The organism is Cellulomonas sp. P1_G12_2 (assembly GCF_056405535.1).
The window spans coordinates 226,128-248,176 of the sequence record NZ_JBFUBX010000002.1; the positions used below are offsets into that span (position 1 = coordinate 226,128).

Annotated in this window: 22 protein-coding genes; 16 read left to right on the forward strand and 6 right to left on the reverse strand. The window is 71.5% G+C overall.

The features are described from left to right. The first annotated feature begins 8 nt into the window (after positions 1-8). Positions 9-2,114 carry a multicopper oxidase family protein gene (locus AC1DXT_RS09010; protein WP_477061021.1) on the forward strand — a complete coding sequence of 702 codons (2,106 nt, stop codon included), beginning with the start codon at positions 9-11 and terminating at the stop codon, positions 2,112-2,114. A 151-nt stretch (positions 2,115-2,265) separates the two neighbouring features. Then, positions 2,266-3,867, forward strand: coding sequence for a beta-1,3-glucanase family protein (locus tag AC1DXT_RS09015; protein ID WP_477061022.1), 1,602 nt, complete (start codon positions 2,266-2,268; stop codon positions 3,865-3,867). A gap of 1 nt (position 3,868) precedes the next feature. On the opposite strand, the gene AC1DXT_RS09020 is transcribed toward AC1DXT_RS09015, so the two are convergent. Beyond that, positions 3,869-4,330, reverse strand: coding sequence for a tRNA (cytidine(34)-2'-O)-methyltransferase (locus AC1DXT_RS09020; protein WP_477061023.1), 462 nt, complete (start codon positions 4,328-4,330; stop codon positions 3,869-3,871). Between the two features lie 28 nt (positions 4,331-4,358). Between AC1DXT_RS09020 and mgrA the strand changes: the two genes are divergently transcribed. Next, a complete protein-coding gene (gene mgrA, locus AC1DXT_RS09025; protein WP_477061024.1) occupies positions 4,359-5,384 on the forward strand; it encodes an L-glyceraldehyde 3-phosphate reductase in 1,026 nt (341 codons plus the stop codon). 10 nt (positions 5,385-5,394) lie between these two features. Here mgrA and AC1DXT_RS09030 read toward each other — a convergent pair whose 3' ends face one another. Beyond that, positions 5,395-6,459, reverse strand: coding sequence for a LacI family DNA-binding transcriptional regulator (locus AC1DXT_RS09030; RefSeq protein ID WP_477061025.1), 1,065 nt, complete (start codon positions 6,457-6,459; stop codon positions 5,395-5,397). Positions 6,460-6,680: 221 nt separating this feature from the next. Between AC1DXT_RS09030 and AC1DXT_RS09035 the strand changes: the two genes are divergently transcribed. Both AC1DXT_RS09035 and AC1DXT_RS09040 read left to right on the forward strand, forming a co-directional pair. After that, positions 6,681-7,190, forward strand: coding sequence for a nucleoside deaminase (locus AC1DXT_RS09035; protein ID WP_477061026.1), 510 nt, complete (start codon positions 6,681-6,683; stop codon positions 7,188-7,190). After that, positions 7,187-7,609 carry a YkvA family protein gene (locus AC1DXT_RS09040; RefSeq protein ID WP_477061027.1) on the forward strand — a complete coding sequence of 141 codons (423 nt, stop codon included), beginning with the start codon at positions 7,187-7,189 and terminating at the stop codon, positions 7,607-7,609. Before AC1DXT_RS09035 ends, AC1DXT_RS09040 begins: the two co-directional genes overlap by 4 nt. Positions 7,610-7,615: 6 nt before the next feature. Here AC1DXT_RS09040 and recQ read toward each other — a convergent pair whose 3' ends face one another. Beyond that, positions 7,616-9,619 carry a DNA helicase RecQ gene (gene recQ / locus AC1DXT_RS09045; protein WP_477061028.1) on the reverse strand — a complete coding sequence of 668 codons (2,004 nt, stop codon included), beginning with the start codon at positions 9,617-9,619 and terminating at the stop codon, positions 7,616-7,618. Between the two features lie 108 nt (positions 9,620-9,727). Between recQ and AC1DXT_RS09050 the strand changes: the two genes are divergently transcribed. From AC1DXT_RS09050 to AC1DXT_RS09070, 5 genes are read left to right on the forward strand one after another with little or no spacing between them, the layout of a single operon-like run. Next, positions 9,728-10,528, forward strand: a complete 801-nt coding sequence (locus tag AC1DXT_RS09050) for an SDR family NAD(P)-dependent oxidoreductase (protein WP_477061029.1) — start codon at positions 9,728-9,730, stop codon at positions 10,526-10,528. A 54-nt stretch (positions 10,529-10,582) separates the two neighbouring features. After that, on the forward strand, positions 10,583-11,350 hold the full coding sequence (locus tag AC1DXT_RS09055) for a hypothetical protein (protein ID WP_477061030.1): 768 nt from the start codon (positions 10,583-10,585) through the stop codon (positions 11,348-11,350). A gap of 5 nt (positions 11,351-11,355) precedes the next feature. Further along, positions 11,356-11,931 (forward strand): orotate phosphoribosyltransferase, encoded by a 576-nt coding sequence (gene pyrE, locus AC1DXT_RS09060; protein WP_477061031.1) that lies wholly within the window; start codon positions 11,356-11,358, stop codon positions 11,929-11,931. Positions 11,932-11,935: 4 nt separating this feature from the next. Then, the gene (locus tag AC1DXT_RS09065; RefSeq protein WP_477061032.1) at positions 11,936-12,622 is read left to right on the forward strand and encodes a type III secretion system chaperone family protein; all 687 of its coding nucleotides are present in this window, start codon (positions 11,936-11,938) and stop codon (positions 12,620-12,622) included. Positions 12,623-12,668: 46 nt separating this feature from the next. Then, a complete protein-coding gene (locus tag AC1DXT_RS09070; protein WP_477061033.1) occupies positions 12,669-13,238 on the forward strand; it encodes a LemA family protein in 570 nt (189 codons plus the stop codon). Here the strand turns inward: AC1DXT_RS09070 and AC1DXT_RS09075 are convergent, their stop codons facing one another. Then, complete coding sequence (locus AC1DXT_RS09075) at positions 13,239-13,979, reverse strand: HAD-IIA family hydrolase (RefSeq protein WP_421743735.1); 741 nt, start codon at positions 13,977-13,979, stop codon at positions 13,239-13,241. Between the two features lie 41 nt (positions 13,980-14,020). Continuing rightward, positions 14,021-14,788: a VTT domain-containing protein gene (locus AC1DXT_RS09080; RefSeq protein WP_477061034.1), complete on the reverse strand. Its 768-nt coding sequence runs from the start codon at positions 14,786-14,788 to the stop codon at positions 14,021-14,023. A 197-nt stretch (positions 14,789-14,985) separates the two neighbouring features. Here AC1DXT_RS09080 and AC1DXT_RS09085 point away from each other — a divergent pair, with 197 nt between their 5' ends. From AC1DXT_RS09085 to fbaA, 6 genes are all read left to right on the forward strand, one after another. Further along, a complete protein-coding gene (locus tag AC1DXT_RS09085; protein WP_477061035.1) occupies positions 14,986-16,353 on the forward strand; it encodes an extracellular solute-binding protein in 1,368 nt (455 codons plus the stop codon). A gap of 17 nt (positions 16,354-16,370) precedes the next feature. Then, a complete protein-coding gene (locus AC1DXT_RS09090) occupies positions 16,371-17,318 on the forward strand; it encodes a carbohydrate ABC transporter permease (RefSeq protein WP_477061036.1) in 948 nt (315 codons plus the stop codon). Continuing rightward, positions 17,318-18,241, forward strand: a complete 924-nt coding sequence (locus tag AC1DXT_RS09095) for a carbohydrate ABC transporter permease (protein ID WP_477061037.1) — start codon at positions 17,318-17,320, stop codon at positions 18,239-18,241. The genes AC1DXT_RS09090 and AC1DXT_RS09095 overlap by 1 nt, the downstream gene beginning before the upstream one ends. Continuing rightward, positions 18,241-19,776 carry an arabinosylfuranosidase ArfA gene (gene arfA, locus AC1DXT_RS09100; protein WP_477061038.1) on the forward strand — a complete coding sequence of 512 codons (1,536 nt, stop codon included), beginning with the start codon at positions 18,241-18,243 and terminating at the stop codon, positions 19,774-19,776. The genes AC1DXT_RS09095 and arfA overlap by 1 nt, the downstream gene beginning before the upstream one ends. A 56-nt stretch (positions 19,777-19,832) precedes the next feature. Further along, positions 19,833-20,462, forward strand: coding sequence for a TrmH family RNA methyltransferase (locus AC1DXT_RS09105; RefSeq protein WP_477061039.1), 630 nt, complete (start codon positions 19,833-19,835; stop codon positions 20,460-20,462). A gap of 70 nt (positions 20,463-20,532) precedes the next feature. Next, positions 20,533-21,567 (forward strand): class II fructose-bisphosphate aldolase, encoded by a 1,035-nt coding sequence (fbaA, locus tag AC1DXT_RS09110; protein ID WP_477061040.1) that lies wholly within the window; start codon positions 20,533-20,535, stop codon positions 21,565-21,567. Positions 21,568-21,610: 43 nt separating this feature from the next. On the opposite strand, the gene AC1DXT_RS09115 is transcribed toward fbaA, so the two are convergent. Then, positions 21,611-22,030: an STAS domain-containing protein gene (locus AC1DXT_RS09115; protein WP_477061041.1), complete on the reverse strand. Its 420-nt coding sequence runs from the start codon at positions 22,028-22,030 to the stop codon at positions 21,611-21,613. Positions 22,031-22,049 lie beyond the last annotated feature (19 nt).

The window sequence follows — 22,049 nt, forward strand, 5'->3', positions numbered from 1 at the left end:
GAGCACCCATGAACACCGACGCCCGCCCACCCGCCATGGTCGTCACGCGACGGACCGTCCTCAAGGCCGCCGGGGCGGGACTGGGTCTCTACTTCGTGACGTCGGCCGGGGGCACACCCTTCGCGATCGAGGCCGCCGCCGACGACTCTGCCTCGCTCCTCGAGCCGCGGTCGGTGCCGAAGTACCTGACACCCCTGCTGGTGCCGCCCGTCATGCCCCGCGCGGGGACGGCCGTCCTGCGCGGGGGCAAGAACGCCGACGTCTACGAGGTCTCGGTCCGTCAGGTCGTCCAGCAGGTGCTTCCGGCCCCGTTGCCCACCACGACGGTCTGGGCGTACGGGCCGACGGCGGCCGCAGCCCGCAACGCCGTGCTGCTGCACCACTCGCCGAGCATGACGATCGAGGCGGACTGGCGCCGGCCCGTCCGCGTCCGCTGGGTCAACGAGCTCACCGACGACGCCGGGGGCTACCTGCCGCACCTGCTCCCCGTGGACCCGACGCTGCACTGGGCGAACCCGCCGGGCGGTGAGGCGGGCCGCGACGGCCGACCGACGTTCACGGAGGTGCCCGGCCCGTACCTGGGGCCGGTCCCGACCACGACGCACCTGCACGGCGCGGTCGGCGTGGGCGACGAGAGCGACGGCTACCCCGAGGCCTGGTACCTCCCGGACGCGGCGGACCTGCCGACCGACCACGCGACGCACGGCACCTGGTACGAGTTCTTCCGCGCCAAGGCGGCCGCCCGGTTCGGTCTGGAGTGGAGCCCCGGGTCGGCCACGGTGCAGTACCCCAACGACCACCGGGCCTCGACACTCTGGTTCCACGACCACACCCTCGGCATGACGCGCGTCAACGTCTACGCGGGCCCGGCGGGCTTCTACCTCGTGCGCGGCGGGCCCGAGGGCGACGCCGCCGTGCTCGACGCCCGCACCGGCACCCGGGCCGTCCTGCCCGGGCCGGCACCCCGCGCCACCGACCCCAGGCCGCTCGCCTACCGGGAGATCCCGGTGGCGATCCAGGACCGCACGTTCACCGCCGACGGCGCGCTGTTCTACCCCGACACCCGCGCGTACTTCGACGGGACCGTGGGGCCCTACGTGCCCGAGGGCGACGTCCCACCGATCTGGAACCCGGAGTTCTTCGGCAACGCGATCATGGTCAACGGCCACACCTGGCCGTACCTCGACGTCGAGCAGCGCCGGTACCGTCTCCGGCTGCTCAACGGCTGCAACGCGCGCTTCCTCATCCTCGACTTCGGCGCGATCCCGGGCGCCGACGTCTGGCAGATCGGCACCGAGGGCGGGTTCCTCGCCGCTCCGGTCCATGTCAGCGACACCCTCGGCGGCCGCCTGCTGCTGGCTCCGGCCGAGCGCGCCGACGTCGTCGTGGACCTCACCGGCGTGCCGGCGGGCTCGTGGGTGCTGCGCAACGTCGGGCCGGACGAGCCGTTCGGCGGTGGCGAGCCCGACGAGGACTTCGACGTGGCCGACCCGGACACCACCGGGCAGATCCTGCAGCTGCGCGTGGTGGCGGCGACCTCGCCCGACACGACGACACCGCCGGAGTTCCTCGTGCTGCCCGCCGTGGCACCGCTGGTCCCGACTGTCGTCCGGCGCGTGGCCCTGGTGGAGGAGATGTCGATGGCGCCCGAGCTGGCGCAGGACCCGCCGCCCGTCGCCGCGATGCTCGGCACGGTCGACGCGGCGGGGCACTGGTCGACCGCGGCGTGGAGCGAGGCCGTGACCGAGGCGCCCGCGGTGGGGACGACCGAGCTCTGGGAGATCTACAACACCACGGCCGACGCGCACCCCATCCACGTCCACGACGTCCACTTCCAGGTCGTCGAGCGTGGGCCGGTCGTCATCGACGAGGAGGCGCAGACCGTCCTGCCCGCCGGGGGAACCCGGCCGCCGGAGCCCAACGAGCAGGGGTGGAAGGACACCGTGATCGCCTATCCCGGCGAGGTGATCCGGATCCGGATGCGGTTCGGCCAGCCGGGCCAGTTCGTCTGGCACTGCCACATCGTCGAGCACGAGGACAACGAGATGATGCGCCCGATGCGCGTCGGCCCGCCGCAGCCGGGAGAGCCCGCTGCCGGCCACGCCGGGGGCTGAGCGACTCGAGCGGTGCGCGTGGTTCGGGGGGAATGCCCCTTGCGGATCGCCTTCCCGCGGTCATAGGGTCCTGCGACTGGGTTGACACGTGTCAACACTGGCGCGAGGCCACCCTCCTCGCGTCGTCGTGCACGAGGTGAGGAGCAGGTCGATGGGGACCAGCAGAAGGCTGATCGGGGCGCTCGGTGCGCTCGCGGTCGCGGTGACGACGGCGGTCGTCGGAGCTGCATCAGGAGCGCAGGCGGTGGGCCCCGACCGGCTGCCGCTGACGATCACCAACTCGAGCGGCCGCGGCGAGGCCGTCTATGTGTACGTGCTCGGCACCAACCTGACCACCGGCCGCCTGGGGTACGTGAACGCGGGCGGCACGTTCACCGCGTGGCCCGCCGGCGCCAACCCGCCGTCGCCCGCGCCGGACGTCGCGATCGCCGGACCCGGCAACGGTGGCAGCACCACGATCCAGGTGCCGCGCGGCATCTCCGGCCGCGTCTACTTCTCGCTCGGGGAGAAGCTGAAGTTCTTCCTCACGCCCGACGGTCTGGTGCAGCCGGCACCGTGGGCCAGTGGCGACGCCAACCACGGCATCCTGTTCGACTGGAGCGAGTTCACGTACAACGACGCCGGACTGTGGCTGAACAGCTCGCAGGTCGACATGTTCGCGGTCCCGCACGCCGTGACGGTCACCGGCGCGTCCGGTACGCGGCGGACCGGCGACCTGGTGGCCAACGGCCGGGACAACACGATCAACCAGATCGCCGCGCAGCCCGGCTGGGCGAACACCGTGGTGAAGCGCGCCGACGGCACGGTCCTGCGGGTGCTCGCCCCCGGCAAGGCGGCGGGCGCAGGCCTGCTGAGCACCACCTACCTCGACCCGTACATCGCCTCGGCGTGGGGCGCCTACGCGGGCAAGACGCTCACGGTCGTGCCGTTCGGTGACCAGCCGAACCTCAAGTACTTCGGCCGCACCTCGGGCACCACCATGACGTTCACCAACGGCTCGGGCCAGCAGGTGGCGTCCTTCGCCCGGCCCAGCAGCGCGGACGTGTGGGGCTGCGACGGGGCGCTGCACGCGCCGAACGACCAGGTGGTCGGACCGATCGCCCGCACCCTGTGCGCCGCCCTCAACCGCGGCACGCTCGGCACGGTCGACACCCAGCCGAGCACCGACGCGTCGGCCTTCTACAAGAGCAACCCCGCCAACCAGTACGCGCGGATCGTGCACGCCAACATGGCCGACGGCAAGGCGTACGCGTTCGCGTTCGACGACGTCGGCGCGTTCGAGTCGCTGGTCCACGACGGGTCGCCCAGCGCGGCCGGCCTGATCATCCAGCCGTTCACCGGCGGGGGGACGACGAACCCGCCGCCCACCGGCACCGGCAGCGCGCTCACCAACGCGAACGGGATGTGCCTGGACAACAGCTCGCAGAACACCGGCAACGGCAACAAGGTCCAGATCTGGGGCTGCAACGGCACCGTCGCCCAGAAGTGGACCTTCGTGCAGGCCGGCACCACGCTGCGCGTCCAGGGCAAGTGCCTCGACATCGCGGGCGGCGGCACCGCCAACGGCACCAAGGTCCAGCTCTGGGACTGCAACGGCACGGGCGCGCAGGTGTGGATCCCGCAGAACGGCGGCTACTACAACCCGGCGTCGAACCGGTGCCTGGACATCCCGGGCTCGTCCACCACCGCCGGCACGCAGGTCCAGATCTGGGACTGCAACGGCACCGGCGCCCAGAAGTGGCGCCTCGGCTGAGCTAGACCCCGCCCTCGAAGCCCAGCTGTCGCCACGCCTCGTACGTGGCGACGGCTGCGGCGTTCGAGAGGTTCATGGACCGTCGACCGGGGAGCATCGGGATCCGCACCTGGGCGGTGATCCGCGGGTGCTCGAGGACCGACTCCGGGAGGCCCGTCGGCTCCGGGCCGAACAGCAGCACGTCGTCCGCGCGGTACGCGAGATCCGTGTGGTGCTGCGTCGCGTGGGTGGTGAACGCGAAGACCCGACCCGGGACGGCTGCCAGCAGGGCTTCGAGGTTCTCGTGCACGACCACGTGCGCGAGGTCGTGGTAGTCCAGCCCTGCGCGGCGCAGCTTGGCCTCCGACAGGTCGAACCCCAGGGGCTCCACCAGGTGCAGCGTGGAGCCCGTGCCGGCCGCGAGCCGGATGGCGCTGCCGGTGTTGCCGGGGATGCGGGGCTCGAAGAACGCGACGTGCAGCACGGGGCGATCCTACGGATAGCGTTCTGTCATGCCCTTCGCTGCCGATGACGCCCGCTACGACTCCATGACCTACCGCCGCACCGGACGCAGCGGGCTGGACCTGCCCGCCCTGTCGCTGGGTCTGTGGCACAACTTCGGGGACACCACGCCGCTGGACACCCAGCGGGCGGTGCTGCGGCGTGCGTTCGACCTGGGCATCACGCACATCGACCTGGCCAACAACTATGGCCCGCCGTACGGGTCCGCCGAGGAGAACTTCGGCCGGATCCTCGCCTCAGACCTGCGCCCGTACCGTGACGAGCTGGTCATCTCCTCCAAGGCCGGCTACGACATGTGGCCCGGTCCCTACGGCGACGGCGGCTCGCGCAAGTACCTGCTGTCCTCCCTGGACCAGTCCCTGGCGCGCATCGGGGTGGACTACGTCGACATCTTCTACTCCCACCGCCCCGACCCGTCGGTGCCGATCGAGGAGACGATGGGCGCCCTGCACACCGCGGTGACCAGCGGGAAGGCCCTGTACGCCGGCATCTCGAACTACTCCCCGGCGCAGACCCGGACCGCGCAGCAGGTGCTGGCCGACCTGGGCACCCCGCTGCTCATCCACCAGCCCAGCTACTCGATGTTCAACCGGCACGTGGAGAACGTGGCGGAGGGCCAGACCGAGAGCCTGCTTGACGTCGTCGGCGACCTGGGCATCGGCGCCATCGTGTTCTCCCCGCTGGCGCAGGGGCTGCTCACGGGCCGCTACCTGTCGGGTGACGTCCCCAAGGACTCCCGCGCGGCCGTCGGCCACTTCCTCAAGCCGACCGCCCTGTCCAAGACCTACCTGTCCCGGGCGCGGGCGCTGAACGAGATCGCCGCCGGTCGAGGACAGTCGCTCGCGCAGCTGGCCTTGTCCTGGGTGCTGCGCGACGAGCGGATCACCTCGGCCCTCGTCGGCGCCAGCTCGGTCGCCCAGCTGGAGGACAACGTCAAGGCGCTGAGCGCCCCCGCGCTGACCCCGGAGGAGATCGCCGCGATCGAGCCCCACGCGGTCGACGGCACGGGCCGCTGACCCCCGCCGCTCAGACGGTGGCCGGGGGCGCGGTGCTCTCGCGGATCACCAGCTCGGTGGCCAGGTCGATGCGCGGGTTGCTCGGCACCTCGCCGCGCGCCATGGCCAGCACCATCCGCGTGGCCGTGGCGGCCATCTCCTGGAGCGGCTGGTGGATGGTGGTCAGCGGGGGTCCGATCCACTCCGTGAGCGGCAGGTCGTCGTAGCCCACGATCGACAGGTCCTCGGGCACGCGCAGCCCCAGCTCGCGTGCCGCGCGCATCACGCCGAGGGCCTGGAAGTCGGAGCCGGCGAAGATCGCGGTGGGGCGGTCCGGCCGGTCGAGCAGGTCCATGCCGTGCGTGTAGCCGCCGCCGACGAAGAAGTCGCCGTACCGGACCAGGGACGGGTCGACGGCGATGCCGGCCTCGTCGAGGGCGGTGCGGTACCCGTCGATCCGCGCGCGGCTGCACAGGACGTCGACGGGCCCGGAGATGACCGCGACCCGCCGGTGCCCGAGCCCGAGCAGGTGCCGGGTCGCGGCGAGGCCGCCGGCCCAGTTGGCGGACCCGACCGTGGGGACGCCGGCGGGCTGCTCACCGGCGGTGTCGACGACGACGAACGGGATCGACCGCGTCTCCAGCTGCCGGCGCTGCGCGGCGTCCAGGTCGGACAGGACGAGGATGACGCCGCGGGGCCGGCGGGCGAGCACGTCGTCGAGCCACTCCTGGCGAGGACGGTGCGCGCCGCCCAGCTCGGAGAGCACGACGCCCATGCGCGCCGGCCCCGCCACCGACTCGACACCCTGGATGATCTGCACGGCCCAGCCGGCGTCGAGCTCGTGGAAGACGAGGTCGAGCAGGCCCGGGCCCGTCTGCGTGCGCGCCCGGCGGCGGCGGTACTGGTGGCGGTCGATGACCTCCTCGACGCGGGCACGCGTCACGGCGGCGACGTCGGTCCGACCGTTCAGCACCTTGGACACCGTGGGGATGGACACGCCCGCCTCGGCGGCGATGAGCGCGATGGTCGCAGGGTGGTCGGGGGCGACGTCGTCGTCGTGACCGGCGGCTGCGCTGTCCGCGCTGATGGTGGTCATGAGGGTGGTCCGGTCTGCTCGTCGCAACTATCGGCCGAACGTAACACCGACGGGGGGACGCGCCCAGGGGTGAGACAGGAAGTCACCCGGTGCCGGAGGGTGCAGCCGCGGAGGACCGTCGGGCCGGCGCTCCAGCTCCAGATCTCGTCCGCCGCGCGATACTTTCGGTCGCACCGCCAGCAGGACTTGCGCGCCCGCGTCCGGGCCGCGACGGTGGCCCGATGACGCTCACCGAGACCGACCTGGCGCACCTGAGGCGAGCGGTCGAGCTCGCCCGGGAGGCCCTGGACGACGGCGACGAGCCCTACGGGTCCGTGCTGGTCGACGCCGCCGGGCGGGTCCGGTTCGAGGACCGCAACCGCGTCAAGGACGGCGACGAGACCCGGCACCCGGAGTTCGAGATCGCCCGGTGGTCGGCGAGCCACCTGACGCCCGACGAGCGCGCCGCGTCGACCGTCTACACCTCGGGCGAGCACTGCCCGATGTGCGCGGCGGCCCACGCGTGGGTCGGGCTGGGCCGGATCGTCTACGCGACGTCGTCGGCGCAGACCGGGGCCTGGCTCGCGGAGTGGGGCATCCCCGCAGCCCCGGTCGCCGCCCTGCCGATCACCACCGTCGCCCCCGGGATCGCGGTCGAGGGCCCGGTCCCGGAGCTGGCCGACGAGGTGCGCGAGCTCCAGCGACGACGGTTCGGCATCCCGCCGGACGCTCTCGCACCCCGATCCTCGTGAGCGGGGCGGCGGTGCCGGACTGGGCGTGGGCGGTGCTCGGCGTCGTCGGCGGGGTGCTGCTGCTCTGGCTCGCTCTGATCGCCGCCCTCTGGTTCACCCGGCCCGACGAGCTCCGACTCCGGGACCTCGTGCGGCTGCTGCCCGACGTGATCCGGCTGCTGCGCCGGCTCGCCGCGGACGCGACCCTGCCCCGCGGGGTGCGCGTGCGGCTGTGGCTGCTGCTGGGCTATCTCGCGATGCCCATCGACCTGGTCCCCGACGTCATCCCGGTGATCGGGTACGCGGACGACGCGATCGTCGTCGCCCTGGTGCTCCGGTCCGTGGTCCGCCGCGCCGGCCCCGACGCGGTGGTGCGCCACTGGCCGGGCACCCCGGACGGCCTGGTCGCGCTCCAGCGCCTGACCGGAACCCTCGCCTGAGGTCCGTCAGGCGGGTTCGCCCACGCCGGCCAGCGCCGCGAGCAGCCCCGGTCCGTGCCGCTCCAGCTTGGCCGCGCCGATCCCGCTGATCCCGCCGAGCGCCTCCAGCGAGGTCGGCTTCTGCGTGACCACCTCGCGCAGCGTCGCGTCGTGGAACACCACGTAGGCGGGCACGCCCTGCTCCTTGGCGACGCCCGCGCGCCACGCCCGCAGCACCTCGAAGAGCTCGAGGGCGTCGTCCGACAGGTCCGCCGCCGCCGTCGCCCGGGCGCCGCGCGTCCCACGGGTCTTCACGACCTTCTCGGTCTCGCGCCGCAGCCGCACCTCGCGCGCCCCGCGCAGCACGTCCGCGCTGTCCGGCGCCAGCCGCAGCGTGCCGTAGCCGTCGGTGTCGACCCCCAGCAGCTCCATCGCGAGCAGCTGGCGGACCACCCCGCGCCACTCCCCGTCGGACAGGTCCTGCCCGACGCCGAACGTCGACAGGTCCTGGTGCCCGAGCTGCGTGACGCGGGGGGTCACCTTGCCGCGGAGGATGTCGACCAGGTGCCCGACGCCGTACCGCTGCCCACGCTGCTCGAGCCGGACGACCGTCGACAGCAGCTTCTGCGCGGCCACCGTCCCGTCCCACGACTCGGGCGGGGTCAGGCACGTGTCGCAGTTGCCGCAGGCCTGCGACGGCTGGCCGAAGTAGTTGAGCAGTTGGACGCGCCGGCACGACACGGTCTCGCAGAGCGCCAGCATCGCGTCCAGGTGCGCGGTCAGCCGGCGCTTGTGGGCGGCGTCGCCCTCGGACGTGTCGATCATGCGCCGCTGCTGCACCACGTCGGCCAGCCCGTACGCCAGCCACGCGGTCGACGGCAGCCCGTCACGCCCGGCGCGGCCGGTCTCCTGGTAGTAGCCCTCGACGGACTTCGGCAGGTCCAGGTGCGCGACGAACCGCACGTCCGGCTTGTCGATGCCCATCCCGAACGCGATGGTCGCGACCATCACGATCCCGTCCTCGCGCAGGAACCTGCTCTGGTTCCGCGCCCGCACCTGCCGGTCGAGCCCCGCGTGGTACGGCAGCGCCGGCACCCCGTGGTCCACCAGGAACTGCGCCGTCTGCTCGACCGAGTTGCGCGAGAGGCAGTAGACGATGCCGGCGTCGCCCTCGTGCTCGGTGCGCAGCAGGTTGAGCAGCTGGTCGCGCGGCTTGTCCTTGGGCGCGATCCGGTACTGGATGTTGGGCCGGTCGAAGCTGGCGACGAAGTGCCTGGCGTCCCCGAGCTGCAGCCGCTGGGCGATCTCCGCGTGGGTCTGCTCGGTGGCCGTGGCGGTCAGTGCGATCCGGGGGACCTCGGGCCAACGCTCGTGCAGCATGGACAGCTGCAGGTAGTCGGGCCGGAAGTCGTGCCCCCACTGGGACACGCAGTGCGCCTCGTCGATGGCGAACAGGGCGACCGTGCCGCGGTCCAGCAGCTCGATCGTCTCCGGCACGCGCAGGCGCTCGGGAGCCAGGTACAGCAGGTCCAGCTCGCCCGCGAGGTACGCGTCCTCGACCTTCCGACGCTCGAACGACTGCTGCGTCGAGTTGAGGAACCCGGCCCGCACGCCGAGCGCGGAGAGGGCGTCGACCTGGTCCTGCATGAGGGCGATCAGCGGCGAGACCACGACGCCGGTGCCCTGCCGGACCAGCGCCGGCACCTGGTAGCAGAGGGACTTGCCGCCGCCGGTGGGCATGAGCACGAGGGCGTCGCCGCCCCGGACCACCGTGTCGATGATCTCGGCCTGCTCGCCGCGGAAGGCGTCGTACCCCCAGACGCTGCGCAGCACCTCGGCCGCGGCGGCGAGGGCGGTCTCAGGGTCGAGCACCTGGGCGACCGCGCGGGGGATGTCGGGCCGTGCGGGGGGAGCGGAACGGCCACCTCGCGCGGGCTCGTGCTCCGGCGGGGCGGCGTCGTAGAACGGGTCGAACGGCGGCTCCTCGTCGAGAGGCCAGTCCGGCGCGTCGCCACCCCACCCGTCAGTCACGCGCACACCCTACGTGCCGCCCCTGACGGTCCCTCGCCGCTCGTCCACAGGCTGGGGCAGGACCTTCGGAACGCGCGCGGGGACCGACCGTCTCCGTAGGGTGGGCCCATGGCAACCGCACTCATCACCGGAGCGTCGGCAGGGCTGGGCCTGGAGTTCGCCTGGCAGCTGGCCACGGCCAAGCACGACGTCGTCCTTGTCGCCCGCAACGAGGAGCGCCTCACGCGCCTCGCCGCCCAGCTCGAGGCCGCCGCGGGTGTCCGCGCCGAGGTGCTCGTGGCGGACCTGTCCGTCCGCGCCGACGTCGAGCGGGTGGCCGAGCGGCTGCGCGCCACCGAGCGGCCGATCGGGCTGCTGGTGAACAACGCCGGGCTCGGGCTCAACCAGCGGTTCGTCACGGGTGACCTGGCCGCCGAGGAGTCGGCGCTCGCGGTCATGGTCACGGCTGTCATGGTCCTGTCGCACGCCGCCGCAGGCGCCATGGTCGAGCGCGGTCGCGGAGCCATCCTCAACGTCGCCTCCGTCGCCGCCCTGCTCACCTCCGGCACGTACTCCGCGCACAAGGCCTGGGTGCGGGTGTTCACGGAGAGCCTCGCCGTCGAGCTCCGCGGCACCGGTGTCACGGCCACCTCCCTGAACCCCGGGTTCGTGCACACGGAGTTCCACGAGCGCGGCGAGATCGACATGGCCGCGTACCCGGAGGTCGCCTGGCTGAACGCGGAGGACGTGGTGGCCACCGGCCTGGCCGACGTGCGTCGCGGTGCCGTCCTGTCGACCCCGAGCCTGCGCTACCGGACCCTCTCGGCCGCCGCGCGCATCGCCCCCCGCTCGGCCGTCCGCGCGTTCGGCCGCTACCGCCGGGCCTACCAGGGGCAGGACGTCGAGCTGGTCACGGACACCACCGACTGAGCCGTCCGGGTGAGGCCGTCGGTCCAGCTCGGGGGCGGTGACTACGATCGCGCGATGTTCTCGCGGCTCGTGGACTCAGGCTTCTCGCTGAGCGACTATGCCTGGACGGTCGGACCCTGGGTCGTGATCTTCGGCGTGATCGGCGTAGGCGACAAGCTCTGGCGCCGCTGGAACGTTCCGGTGAAGCTGCGCGTGCGCTCGTGGGCCGCCGAGCACGGGTGGGAGATCGCCGACGATGACCCGCGCCTGCGGGTGTTCACGACGAGCCTGCTGGCCGGTCAGCAACCCGCCAGGCACCGCCGGCTGGTGCACGACCTCATCGCCTGCCGCGACGACGACGTGCCCGCGTACTCGTTCACCTATCGATGGCAGTGGGTGGGCGACCGACTCCGGACGGCGGTCCCTGCCCGCGGCGCAACGATGGGCGGACGGCGAACCGCGCACCTGGTCGCGATGCCCCTCGGCAGGATCGTGGCGAGGGTTCAGGTGACGCCGGAAGGCACGGTCTCCGCGCTCGCCCAGGCGTTCCGCGGCCAGGATCTCCAGTTCGAGTCCTCCGAGTTCAACCGGACGTTCCGGATCGTCGCCGACGACGACCGTGCCGCGCACGCGATCCTGCACCCTCGCTTGATGCAGCAGCTCCTCGACGGGCCGGGCCGCAGGACGTCGTGGCGTATCGCGAACGGCTGGGTCTTCGCGTGGGTCGACGGACCGACCCGCGTGGAGAACATCCAGCCGATGCTCGACGTGGTCACCGCCGTCCGGACCTCGCTCCCGACGTTCGTCGGCACCCCGCTCGCCCCCGGCCGCCCGGTAGCCTGACCGCCGTGAGCCACGACCTCTCCCCGACGCCCCGCGAGCAGCTGCTCGAGCTCATCAAGACCCTCGCGGTCGTGCACGGGAAGGTCACGCTGTCGTCCGGTCGTGAGGCCGACTACTACGTGGACCTGCGCCGCGTCACGCTGCACCACCGCGCCGCCCCGCTCATCGGTCACCTCATGCTCGACAGGCTCGAGGAGGTCGGGCTCGGCACGGCGGAGATCGACGCCGTCGGCGGGCTGACCCTCGGCGCCGACCCCGTCGCGACCTCCCTGCTGCACGCCGCCGCGTCGCGGGGCCAGGACCTCGACGCGTTCGTCGTCCGCAAGGAGACCAAGGCGCACGGGATGCAGCGCCGCATCGAGGGACCGGACATCGCGGGCCGCAAGGTCGTCGTCCTGGAGGACACGTCGACCACGGGTGGCTCGCCGATCGCCGCCGTCGAGGCTGCGCGCGAGGCCGGCGCCGAGGTGCTGGGGGTTGCGGTCATCGTCGACCGCGCGACCGGAGCGCAGGCCAAGATCGAGGCCCTCGGCGTGCCGTACCACTACCTGTTCAGCCTGTCCGACCTCGGTCTGGCCTGAGCACGTGGAGGTCGCAGGCGTCCTGCTGCTCGGGGTCGCGGTCATCGCCGTGTTCGCCCTCGGCCTGTGGCTGCAGCACAAGCGGCACGAGCGGTTCCGGCAGTGGGCGTCGGTCGCTGGCTGGACCTACCAGGAGGCCGACTCCTCGCTGGTGAACCTGTCGCGGGACCAGCCGTTCGGGGTCGGGAGCAGCCGCACCGCCAAGGAGGTGCTGCGCGGCACCTTCGAGTCCCACGCGGCGCTCTCCTTCACCTACTCGTGGACCACCGGCAGCGGGAAGAACCGGAGCACGCACACTGCGCACGTCGTCGCCGTCGCGCTGCCCACCTACCTGCCCACCGTCGAGGTCACCCCGGAGGGCCTGGGCGCCAAGCTGGTCAAGATGCTCGGCGGACGGGACCTGCAGTTCGAGTCCGAGGCGTTCAACCAGGCGTACCGCGTGGCGGCGTCGGACGCGCGGGTGGGCCACGCGATCCTGCACCCCCGGCTCATGGAGCGGCTGCTGCGGGCGGACGCGCTCGGCAACGCCTGGCGGATCGACGGCACCTGGATCCTGTCGTGGGAGAGCGGCAGCACCGACCTGGACCGGTTGGCGTCGCGGCTCGGCCTGCTCACGGCGGTCGTCCGCTCGATCCCGCGGCACGTCTGGCTCGACCACGGCTACGACCCGGCGCCCGCGCCGACCCTCTAGCCGACGCTACGATCGCCTGACCCGCCCGACCTCCGAGAGGCCTGCTGTGAGCACCGGTGTCATCGTCCTGATCGTCATCGCCGTGATCGTCGTGATCGCCCTCATCTGGGCCGTCACCACGTACAACGGCTTCGTCCGGCTGCGGAACCTGGTGCAGGAGGCCTGGCGGCAGATCGACGTCGAGCTGCACCGCCGGCACGACCTCATCCCGAACCTGGTCGAGTCGGTCAAGGGCTACGCGGCCCACGAGCGCGGCGTGTTCGACGAGGTCGCCCGCGCCCGGTCGGCGGCCATCACCCCCGGATCCGGCCCGGCTGAGCAGGCCGCCCAGGAGAACCAGCTGACCCAGGCGCTCGGACGGCTGTTCGCGGTGGCTGAGGCCTACCCGGTGCTGCGGGCCAGCGAGAACTTCCAGCAGCTGCAGCTCGAGCTCACCAACACCGAGGACCGCATCGCCGCGGGCCGCCGGTTCTACAACGCGAACGTGCGGGAGCTCAACACCAAGGTCGAGTCGTTCCCGCCGAACATCATCGCGAACATGTTCCACTTCGAGCGGGCCGAGTACTTCGAGGTCGACGAGCCCAGCGTGCGCGCTGCGCCCGAGGTCAGCTTCTAGTCAGACCCGCTCGATCAGGTCCTGCACCGAGTCGAGGATCTCGGTCGGCCGGAAGGGGAACGCCTCCACGTCGGCCAGCTTCGTGGACCCGGACAGGACCAGGAAGGTCCGCAGCCCGGCCTCGATGCCGGCGACCACGTCGGTGTCCATCCGGTCGCCCACCATCACGGTGGTCTCGGAGTGCGCGTCGATCCGGTTGAGCGCGGAGCGGATCATCATCGGGTTGGGCTTGCCGACGAAGTAGGGCTGCCGCCCGGTCGCCGCGCTGATCATGGCGGCGACCGCACCCGTGGCCGGCAGGTCGCCGTCCGCGGACGGGCCGGTCACGTCGGGGTTGGTGGCGATGAACCGCGCGCCGCCCTGGATGAGCCGGATCGCCTGCGTGATGGCCTCGAAGGAGTACGTGCGGGTCTCGCCCAGGACCACGAAGTCGGGCTTCGCGGCGGTCAGGGTGTAGCCGGCCTCGTACAGGGCGGTGGTCAGCCCCGCCTCGCCGATGACGTACGCAGAGCCGCCGGGCATCTGGTCCGTGAGGAACTGCGCGGTGGCCAGCGCGGAGGTCCAGATGGCCTCCTCGGGCACGTCGATCCCGGACGCGGCCAGCCGCGCGCGGAGGTCACGCGTGGTGAAGATCGAGTTGTTCGTGAGGATGAGGAACGGGCGCTCGCCCTCGCGCAGAGCCTTGATGAACTCCGCGGCGCCGGGCAGCGCGGTGCCCTCGTGCACGAGGACGCCGTCCATGTCGGACAGCCACGAGCGGATCTCCCGCGGGCCGTGGTGGGTCACGCGTCGAACGCCTTGCGCTCGACGGCCTCGCGCTCGGCGGGCTCGTCGTAGCGGGGGTCGCGGCCCGCCTCGTCGACCGGCAGCCCCTGCGCGCGCAGCTTCTTCTCCTTGCGGTTCTTGCGCCAGACCTCGACGATCACCGGCGCCACCGACATGAAGACCACGAGGACCAGCAGCGCCTCGATGTTCTCCTTGATGAACGTGATGTTCCCCAGCAGGTAGCCCAGCATCGTGACGCCGCCGGCCCAGAGGATCACGCCGATCGCGTTGAAGAACGCGAAGTGCCGGTACGGCATCTTGCCGACGCCCGCCGCGACGGAGGCGTACGTGCGCACGAACGGGATGAACTGCGCGACGATCAGCGTCCGGCCGCCGTACTTGTCGAAGTACGCGTACGTCTGGTCGATGTACCGCTGCTTGAAGAAGCGCGAGTCGGGCTTGCTGAACACCTTCGGGCCGAGCGTGCGACCGATGAGGTAGCCGGTCTGGGTGCCCGCGTAGGCGGTGACGATCAGCAGCAGGACCAGGGCCCCGATGCTGATGTTGACGCTCAGGTCGTCCTGAGCCACCAGCGCACCGGCGGTGAACAGGAGCGAGTCGCCCGGCAGGATCGGGAACAGCAGGCCGACCTCGATGAAGATGATCGCGAGGATGCCGATGAGCGCCCACGTCCCGAACGAGTCGATCAGGTGCTGCGGGTCGAGGAAGTCGGGGCCGAGGGCCACGACGGGTCCGGCGGCCGAGAGGGCGGTCGTCATCAGCATGCGCCCAGCGTACGGGGCCGTCCGTGGGCAGCCCGTGGGCGGGATGTGCGGACCGTGTGCGCCGGCACCGGCCGGGTCGCGTGCGCCACCTGTTGCTGCCCTGTTCCAACGATGTAACGATGCGGATCGGGCACGGCAAGGCTGCCGGACCCGACGCCGACGAGGACGTCAGGCGTGTCTCACGAAGGAGTGAGGGCATGGCACCGCACCACTTTGCGCGGCTGCGCACGGCCGCCGACGCACCCCCTCCGCCCGGTCCGGGCCTCACCCGCCGGCAGATGCTGATGGGCTCGCTGGCGGCAGTCGGCGGTGTGGCCGCTGCGTCGGCGCTCGCGGGCTGCGCGCCGACGGCCTCCGCCAGCGGCCTGAACCAGCTCGCGTACTGGCACCTGCTCAGCGGCGGCGACGGCATCACCATGGCCGGTCTGGTCGACAAGGTGAACGCCCTCGACCACGGGTACGAGGCGACGCAGACCGTGCTGGCCTGGGGCGCGCCCTACTACACCAAGCTGGCCATGGCGAGCGTCGGTGGACGGTCGCCCGACGTGGCGATCATGCACGCGTCACGCGTCGCCGGGTACGCGCCCGGCGGCCTGCTCGACCCCTGGGACCTGGACCTGCTGGCGGAGTTCGGGGTGCGGGAGTCCGACTTCCTGGAGCGCGTCTGGGCCAAGGGTGGGCTCGACGGCAAGCAGTACTCCATCGCCCTCGACTCGCACCCCTTCGTCATGATGTACAACGTCGACATCGCCGAGCAGGCGGACGTCCTGGGCCCAGACGGGCAGCTGGCGCCGATCGAGAGCCCTGACCAGTTCCTCCAGGTCGCCCGCGCCATGCAGGCGGTCACCGGCAAGCACGGGTTGTCGTACGGGTACCTGGGCGACGGTGCCCAGATGTGGCGGCTGTTCTACACGCTGTACAAGCAGCACGACGCCGACTTCGACCTGTCCGGACTGACGGCGAAGGTCGACGACGCCGCCGCGGTGGAGTCGCTCGAGTTCATCCAGCAGCTGCTCGACGGCACCATCTGCACGCCGAACGGCGACTACGGCACGGCCGTCTCGGAGTTCATGTCCGGCGAGAGCGGGCTGTTCTTCACCGGCGTGTGGGAGCTGCCGACGGCCAAGAACTCGGGCCTCCCGATCGATGCCCAGCCGATCCCGACCCTGTTCGGCACCCCGGCCGCGTACGCCGACTCGCACGCGTTCACGCTGCCGCACCAGTCGAGCCCCGACCCCGAGCAGCGGCGGGCGAGCTACCAGTTCGTCGCCGACCTGCTGCAGAACTCGCTCGGGTGGGCCGAGGCCGGGCACATCCCCGGGTTCCAGCCCGTCGTCCAGAGCGCGGAGTACCAGGCGCTCCAGCCACAGGCGCACTACGCGGCCGCCGCCGAGATCCTCAACTACGACCCGGAGGCGTGGTTCACGGGGTCGGGCAGCGACTTCCAGAACTACTTCCTCGAGACCGTGCAGGGCGTCTACCTGGACGGCTCGGACCCGGCCGACGGCTTCGCCGCCTTCGTCCGCCGCGTGAACGTCCAGCTGGCCAAGCCGAACCCGGTGTGACCCGAAGGAGTCGGAACGTGTCCTCTGCAGCCGTCGACGTCACCGGCGCCCCGCCTCGCACCACGTCACCCGACGAGGTCCGGCGCGGCGAGCGCGAACGACGTGCGCGCGACAACCGCATCGGCTGGGCGTTCGTCGCCCCGTTCGTGGTCGTCTTCGTGATGTTCCTCATCTGGCCACTGGTCCACGGCTTCTACCTGAGCTTCACCGGCGAGAGCATCACGGGTGCCGGCGGCGAGCTCATCGGGTTCGACAACTACGCCGAGGCCCTCGCCGACCCGATCATGTGGCGCTCGCTGCTGAACACCCTGTGGTTCACCGTGCTCTCCACGGTCCCGCTCGTGATCGTGGCGCTGATCCTGGCGCTGCTGGTGCACCAGGGGCTGCCGGGACAGTGGCTGTGGCGGCTCTCGTTCTTCATGCCGTTCCTGCTCGCGTCCACCGTCGCTGCGCAGTTCTGGATCTGGATGTACAACCCGCAGCTCGGCCTCGTGAACTACCTGCTCGGGGCGGTGGGCGTCGAGCAGATCGCCTGGCTGCAGGATCCGCAGTGGGCGATGTTCGCGGTCGTCGTCATGACCCTGTGGTGGACGGTCGGGTTCAACTTCCTGCTGTACCTGACCGCGCTGCAGAACATCCCGGAGCAGCAGTACGAGGCCTCCGCGCTGGACGGCGCGGGCCGATGGCGCCAGCTCCGGTCGATCACGGTCCCGCAGCTGGGGCCCACGACGGTGCTCATCGTGATCCTGCAGATCCTGGCCTCGCTGAAGGTCTTCGACCAGATCTACATCATGACCCAGGGCGGACCCGGCGGCGTGACCCGCCCGGTCGTCCAGTACGTCTTCGAGGTGGGCTTCACCGGCTACCGGTTCGGGTACGCCTCGGCGATCGCGTACATCTTCTTCGCCATCATCGTCATCATCTCGATCGGCCAGATGCGGCTGACGACGAGGAGGGGTGTCTGATGACCACCACCGTCGCCCCCCAGCCCAGCGCCGCCGGCGCCGGCGTGAAGCAGCGCGGGTGGTTCGCCGAGAAGGCGGGCCTGCGCATCGGCGAGCGGTTCGCCAGCCCCGGTCGCATCGGCGCGATCGTCGCCCTGATCATCCTCGCGCTGTTCTGGCTGCTGCCCTTCCTCTGGGCGGTCGCCACGTCGTTCAAGACCGAGACGTCCGCGGCGGCGACGCCGGTGTTGTGGCTGCCGCCTGACGGGTTCACCACCGAGGCGTACGCGAACGTGCTGCGCGAGGGCAACATCCCGCTCTGGACGTGGAACAGCCTGCTCACCGCGACGGCCATCACGATCATCACGCTCGCGGTGACCGCGCTCGCCGCCTACGCGTTCTCCCGGCTCGACTTCACCGGTCGGCGCTGGCTGTTCTGGGCGATCATCGCGTCGATCATCATTCCGCCGCAGGTGCTCATCGTCCCGCTGTTCTACGAGATGCTCACGCTCAACCTCGTCGACACCTACTGGGCCGTGATCCTGCCGCAGGTGGTCCACCCGGCCATGGTGTTCATCCTGAAGAAGTTCTTCGACCAGATCCCGGTCGAGCTCGAGGACGCGGCACGCATCGACGGCGCCGGGCGCCTGCGGGTGTTCTGGTCGATCGTCCTGCCCCTGTCGCGGCCCATCCTGGCCGCCGTCTCGATCTTCGTGTTCATCGCGGCGTGGAACAACTTCCTGTGGCCGTTCATCGCCACCAGCGACTCGTCGCTGATGACGCTGCCCGTCGGGCTGCAGACCGTGAAGAGCGCCTACGGCCTGCAGTACGCGCAGGTCATGGCCTCGGCCGTGCTCGCTGCCCTGCCGCTGGTCGTGGTGTTCCTGTTCTTCCAGCGCCAAATCATCAAGGGGTTCGCCACCACCGGCTTCGGCGGCCAGTGATGTCCCGCGCCCGCGTCACGCTCGACCGCGACTTCGTCGTCGGACCGGTTCCCCCGCGGATCTTCGGGTCGTTCGTCGAGCACATGGGCCGGTGCGTCTACACCGGGATCTACGAGCCGGGGCATCCCGCGGCCGACGAGCACGGGTTCCGCAGGGACGTCCTCGACCTGGTCAAGGAGCTCGGCGCGACCGTGATCCGGTACCCCGGCGGCAACTTCGTGTCCGGGTACGCATGGGAGGACGGCGTCGGGCCCGACCGGCCGCGGCGGCTGGACGGTGCGTGGCACACGGTGGAGACCAACGCGTTCGGGCTGCACGAGTTCATGGACTGGTCCCGGTTGGCGGGCGTCGAGGTCATGGAGGCCATCAACCTGGGCACCCGGGGGGTCGAGGAGGCCCGTCAGCTCGTCGAGTACGCCAACCACCCCGGCGGCACCGAGCTGTCCGACCGTCGGCGCACGAACGGGCACGAGGACCCCTTCGACATCCGGCTGTGGTGCCTGGGCAACGAGATGGACGGACCGTGGCAGATGGGCGCCAAGACCGCCGACGAGTACGGCCGGCTGGCGCAGGAGGCCGCGAAGGCGATGCGGCTGGTGGACCCCCGGATCGAGCTGGTGGCCTGCGGATCGTCGAACTCGGGCATGCCGACGTTCGGCGCGTGGGAGCAGACGGTGCTCGGGCACACCTACGACGAGGTGGACTACGTCTCGCTGCACGCCTACTACCAGGAGCACGACGGCGACCACGCGAGCTTCCTGGCCAGCGCGGTGGACATGGACTACTTCATCGAGTCGGTGGTGGCGACGGCCGACGCCGTCCGCGCCAAGGGCAAGCACAAGAAGCACATCGATCTCTCGTTCGACGAGTGGAACGTCTGGTACGCCACCGGCAAGGACACCGAGGACCAGCCGCACGTGATCGAGAAGACCAGCGCGTGGCGCGAGCACCCGCGGATCATCGAGGACGAGTACTCGGTCACCGACGCCGTCGTGGTCGGCACGTTCCTCAACTCGCTGCTGCGGCACGGCGACCGCGTGAAGATCGCCAACCAGGCGCAGCTGGTCAACGTCATCGCGCCCATCCGGTCGGAGGAGGGCGGCCCGGCCTGGCGGCAGTCGATCTTCTGGCCGTTCGCCCGGATGGCGGCGCTCGCCCGAGGGGTCATCCTGCGCACGGCGGTGACGTCCGACCGCTACGACACCGCGACGTTCGACGCCGTGGACCTGGTCGACGTCTCGGCCACCTGGGACGAGGAGCACGGCCGCGTCGCGCTCTTCCTGGCGCACCGAGGTCTCGACGAGGACGCCGAGGTGGCCGTCGACCTGCGCGGCTGGACAGCGCGCCAGGTCACGCGCGCGGAGGTGCTGACCGTGCCCGCCGGCGGCGACCGGCACACCACCAACGCGCAGGACGCGCAGGACCGGGTCGGTCTCGTGCCGCTCGACGGTGTGCGCGCCGACGACGGGACCGTGAGCCTGCGCCTGCCGCCGCTGTCCTGGGCGGTCGTCGAGCTGGAGGTCACGCTCGCCTGAACCTGCCGACGACGCGACCCGACGGGAGGGACCGGGCCGCGTCGCCGACGGTTACGGTGGCGCCCGTGGACGAGGAGCGCGAGCAGGTCGGGGTCGGCCCGTGGCGGGGGGAGTGGCCCTCCGGCGCCCGCTACGACCCCGAGCTGCTGGCGCAGGGCGACCGCCGCAACGTCATCGACGCCTACCGGTACTGGACGCTCGAGGCGATCGTCGCCGACCTGGACACCCGCCGGCACCCGTTCCACGTGGCCATCGAGAACTGGGCGCACGACCTCAACATCGGCTCCGTCGTCCGGACGGCGAACGCGTTCCTGGCCGCCGAGGTGCACATCGTCGGCAACCGCCGCTGGAACCGCCGCGGCGCCATGGTCACCGACCGCTACCAGCACGTGCGGCACCACCCCACGGTCGACGACCTGCTGGCGTGGGCCGCCGACGAGGGCCTCCCGGTGCTCGGCGTCGACAACCTGCCCGGCTCCGTGGCGCTCGAGGGGTACCCCCTGCCGCGCGCGTGCGTGCTGCTGTTCGGGCAGGAGTCGGTCGGGCTCTCCGACTCAGCCCGGGAGGCCGCCGTCGACGTCCTGCACATCGCCCAGTTCGGCTCGACGCGGTCGATCAACGCGGGGGCCGCCGCCGCGATCGCGATGCACGCGTGGATCGCGCAGCACGCCGGCGTCCGGGGGTAGAACGTCCCGGACCCACCGACCCCCAGGCGTGCCAGAATCGAACCGATACCCCTCCCACGACACGCAGGAGATGCAGCAGATGGCCATCGCCACCCCCGAGGTGTACGCCGAGATGATCGACCGGGCACGGGCGGGCAAGTTCGCCTACCCGGCCGTGAACGTCACGTCGTCCCAGAGCGTCACCGCCGCCCTGCAGGGCTTCGCCGAGGCGGAGTCCGACGGCATCATCCAGGTCTCGGTCGGCGGCGCGGAGTACGCGGCCGGCTCGACCGTCAAGGACCGCGTCGCCGGCTCGCTCGCGCTCGCGGCGTACGCGGCCGAGGTGGCCAAGGGCTACCCGATCACCGTCGCGCTGCACACGGACCACTGCGCCAAGCAGAACCTCGACTCCTGGGTGCGCCCGCTGCTGGCGCTCGAGATCGAGCAGGTCAAGGCCGGCAAGCTCCCCACGTTCCAGTCGCACATGTGGGACGGCTCGTCCGTGCCGCTCGACGAGAACCTGATCATCGCCGAGGAGCTCCTGGAGCTCTCCGTCGCGGCCCGCACGATCCTCGAGATCGAGGTCGGCGTCGTCGGTGGCGAGGAGGACGGTCACACGGCCGAGATCAACGACAAGCTGTACACGACCGTCGAGGACGGCCTGGCCACGGTCAAGGCGCTCGGTGCGGGCGAGAAGGGCCGCTACCTGACGGCCCTCACGTTCGGCAACGTGCACGGCGTCTACAAGCCGGGTGCGGTCAAGCTGCGCCCGTCGATCCTCGCGGACATCCAGAAGGCCGTCGGCGAGGTCATCGGCAAGGAGAACCCGTTCGACCTCGTGTTCCACGGCGGCTCCGGCTCCACCGAGGCCGAGATCTCGGAGGCCGTCGACAACGGTGTCATCAAGATGAACATCGACACGGACACGCAGTACGCGTTCAGCCGTCCGGTGGCGGACCACTTCTTCCGCAACTACGACGGCGTGCTCAAGGTCGACGGCGAGGTGGGCAACAAGAAGGCCTACGACCCGCGCGCCTGGGGCAAGCTCGCCGAGGCCGGCATGGCCCAGCGCCTCGTCGAGGCCGCTCAGCAGCTCCGCTCGGCAGGGCACACGCTCGGCGCCTGACGACCAGCATGCGAAAGGCCCCCTCGGGGGGCCTTTCGTGTGTCTAGCCCTGGCCGTCGCCCACCGGTTGGAACTGCGACTCGTCACCCTCGACGACGTCGAGCAGCTCACCGATCCGGGTGACCTCGAGCAGGAACCGCACGGTCGGCGGTACCCGCAGCAGCCGGACCCGGTGCTTGGACCGGATGGACAGGCGTGCGAGGAACGCGACGCCGGAGGAGTCCATGAAGGTGACGTGGTGGGCGTCGACCTCGATCGGCAGGCCCACCTGCTCCGCCTCCGCGGTCGCCTCCTGCAGCTCGGCGCCGAGGTCGGCGTCGACCTCGCCCGAGAGCACGATCCGGGTGGCGTCGGTGCCGACGATCACGTGGACGGCGCCGGGCTCGCCGACGATCCCGGCGCCGGAGTCGGCGTTCGAGGCGTCCGCAGGCCCGTCGGGGATGGTGCTGTTACCGTCGCGCACGGTGCTCCTTTCGCTGACA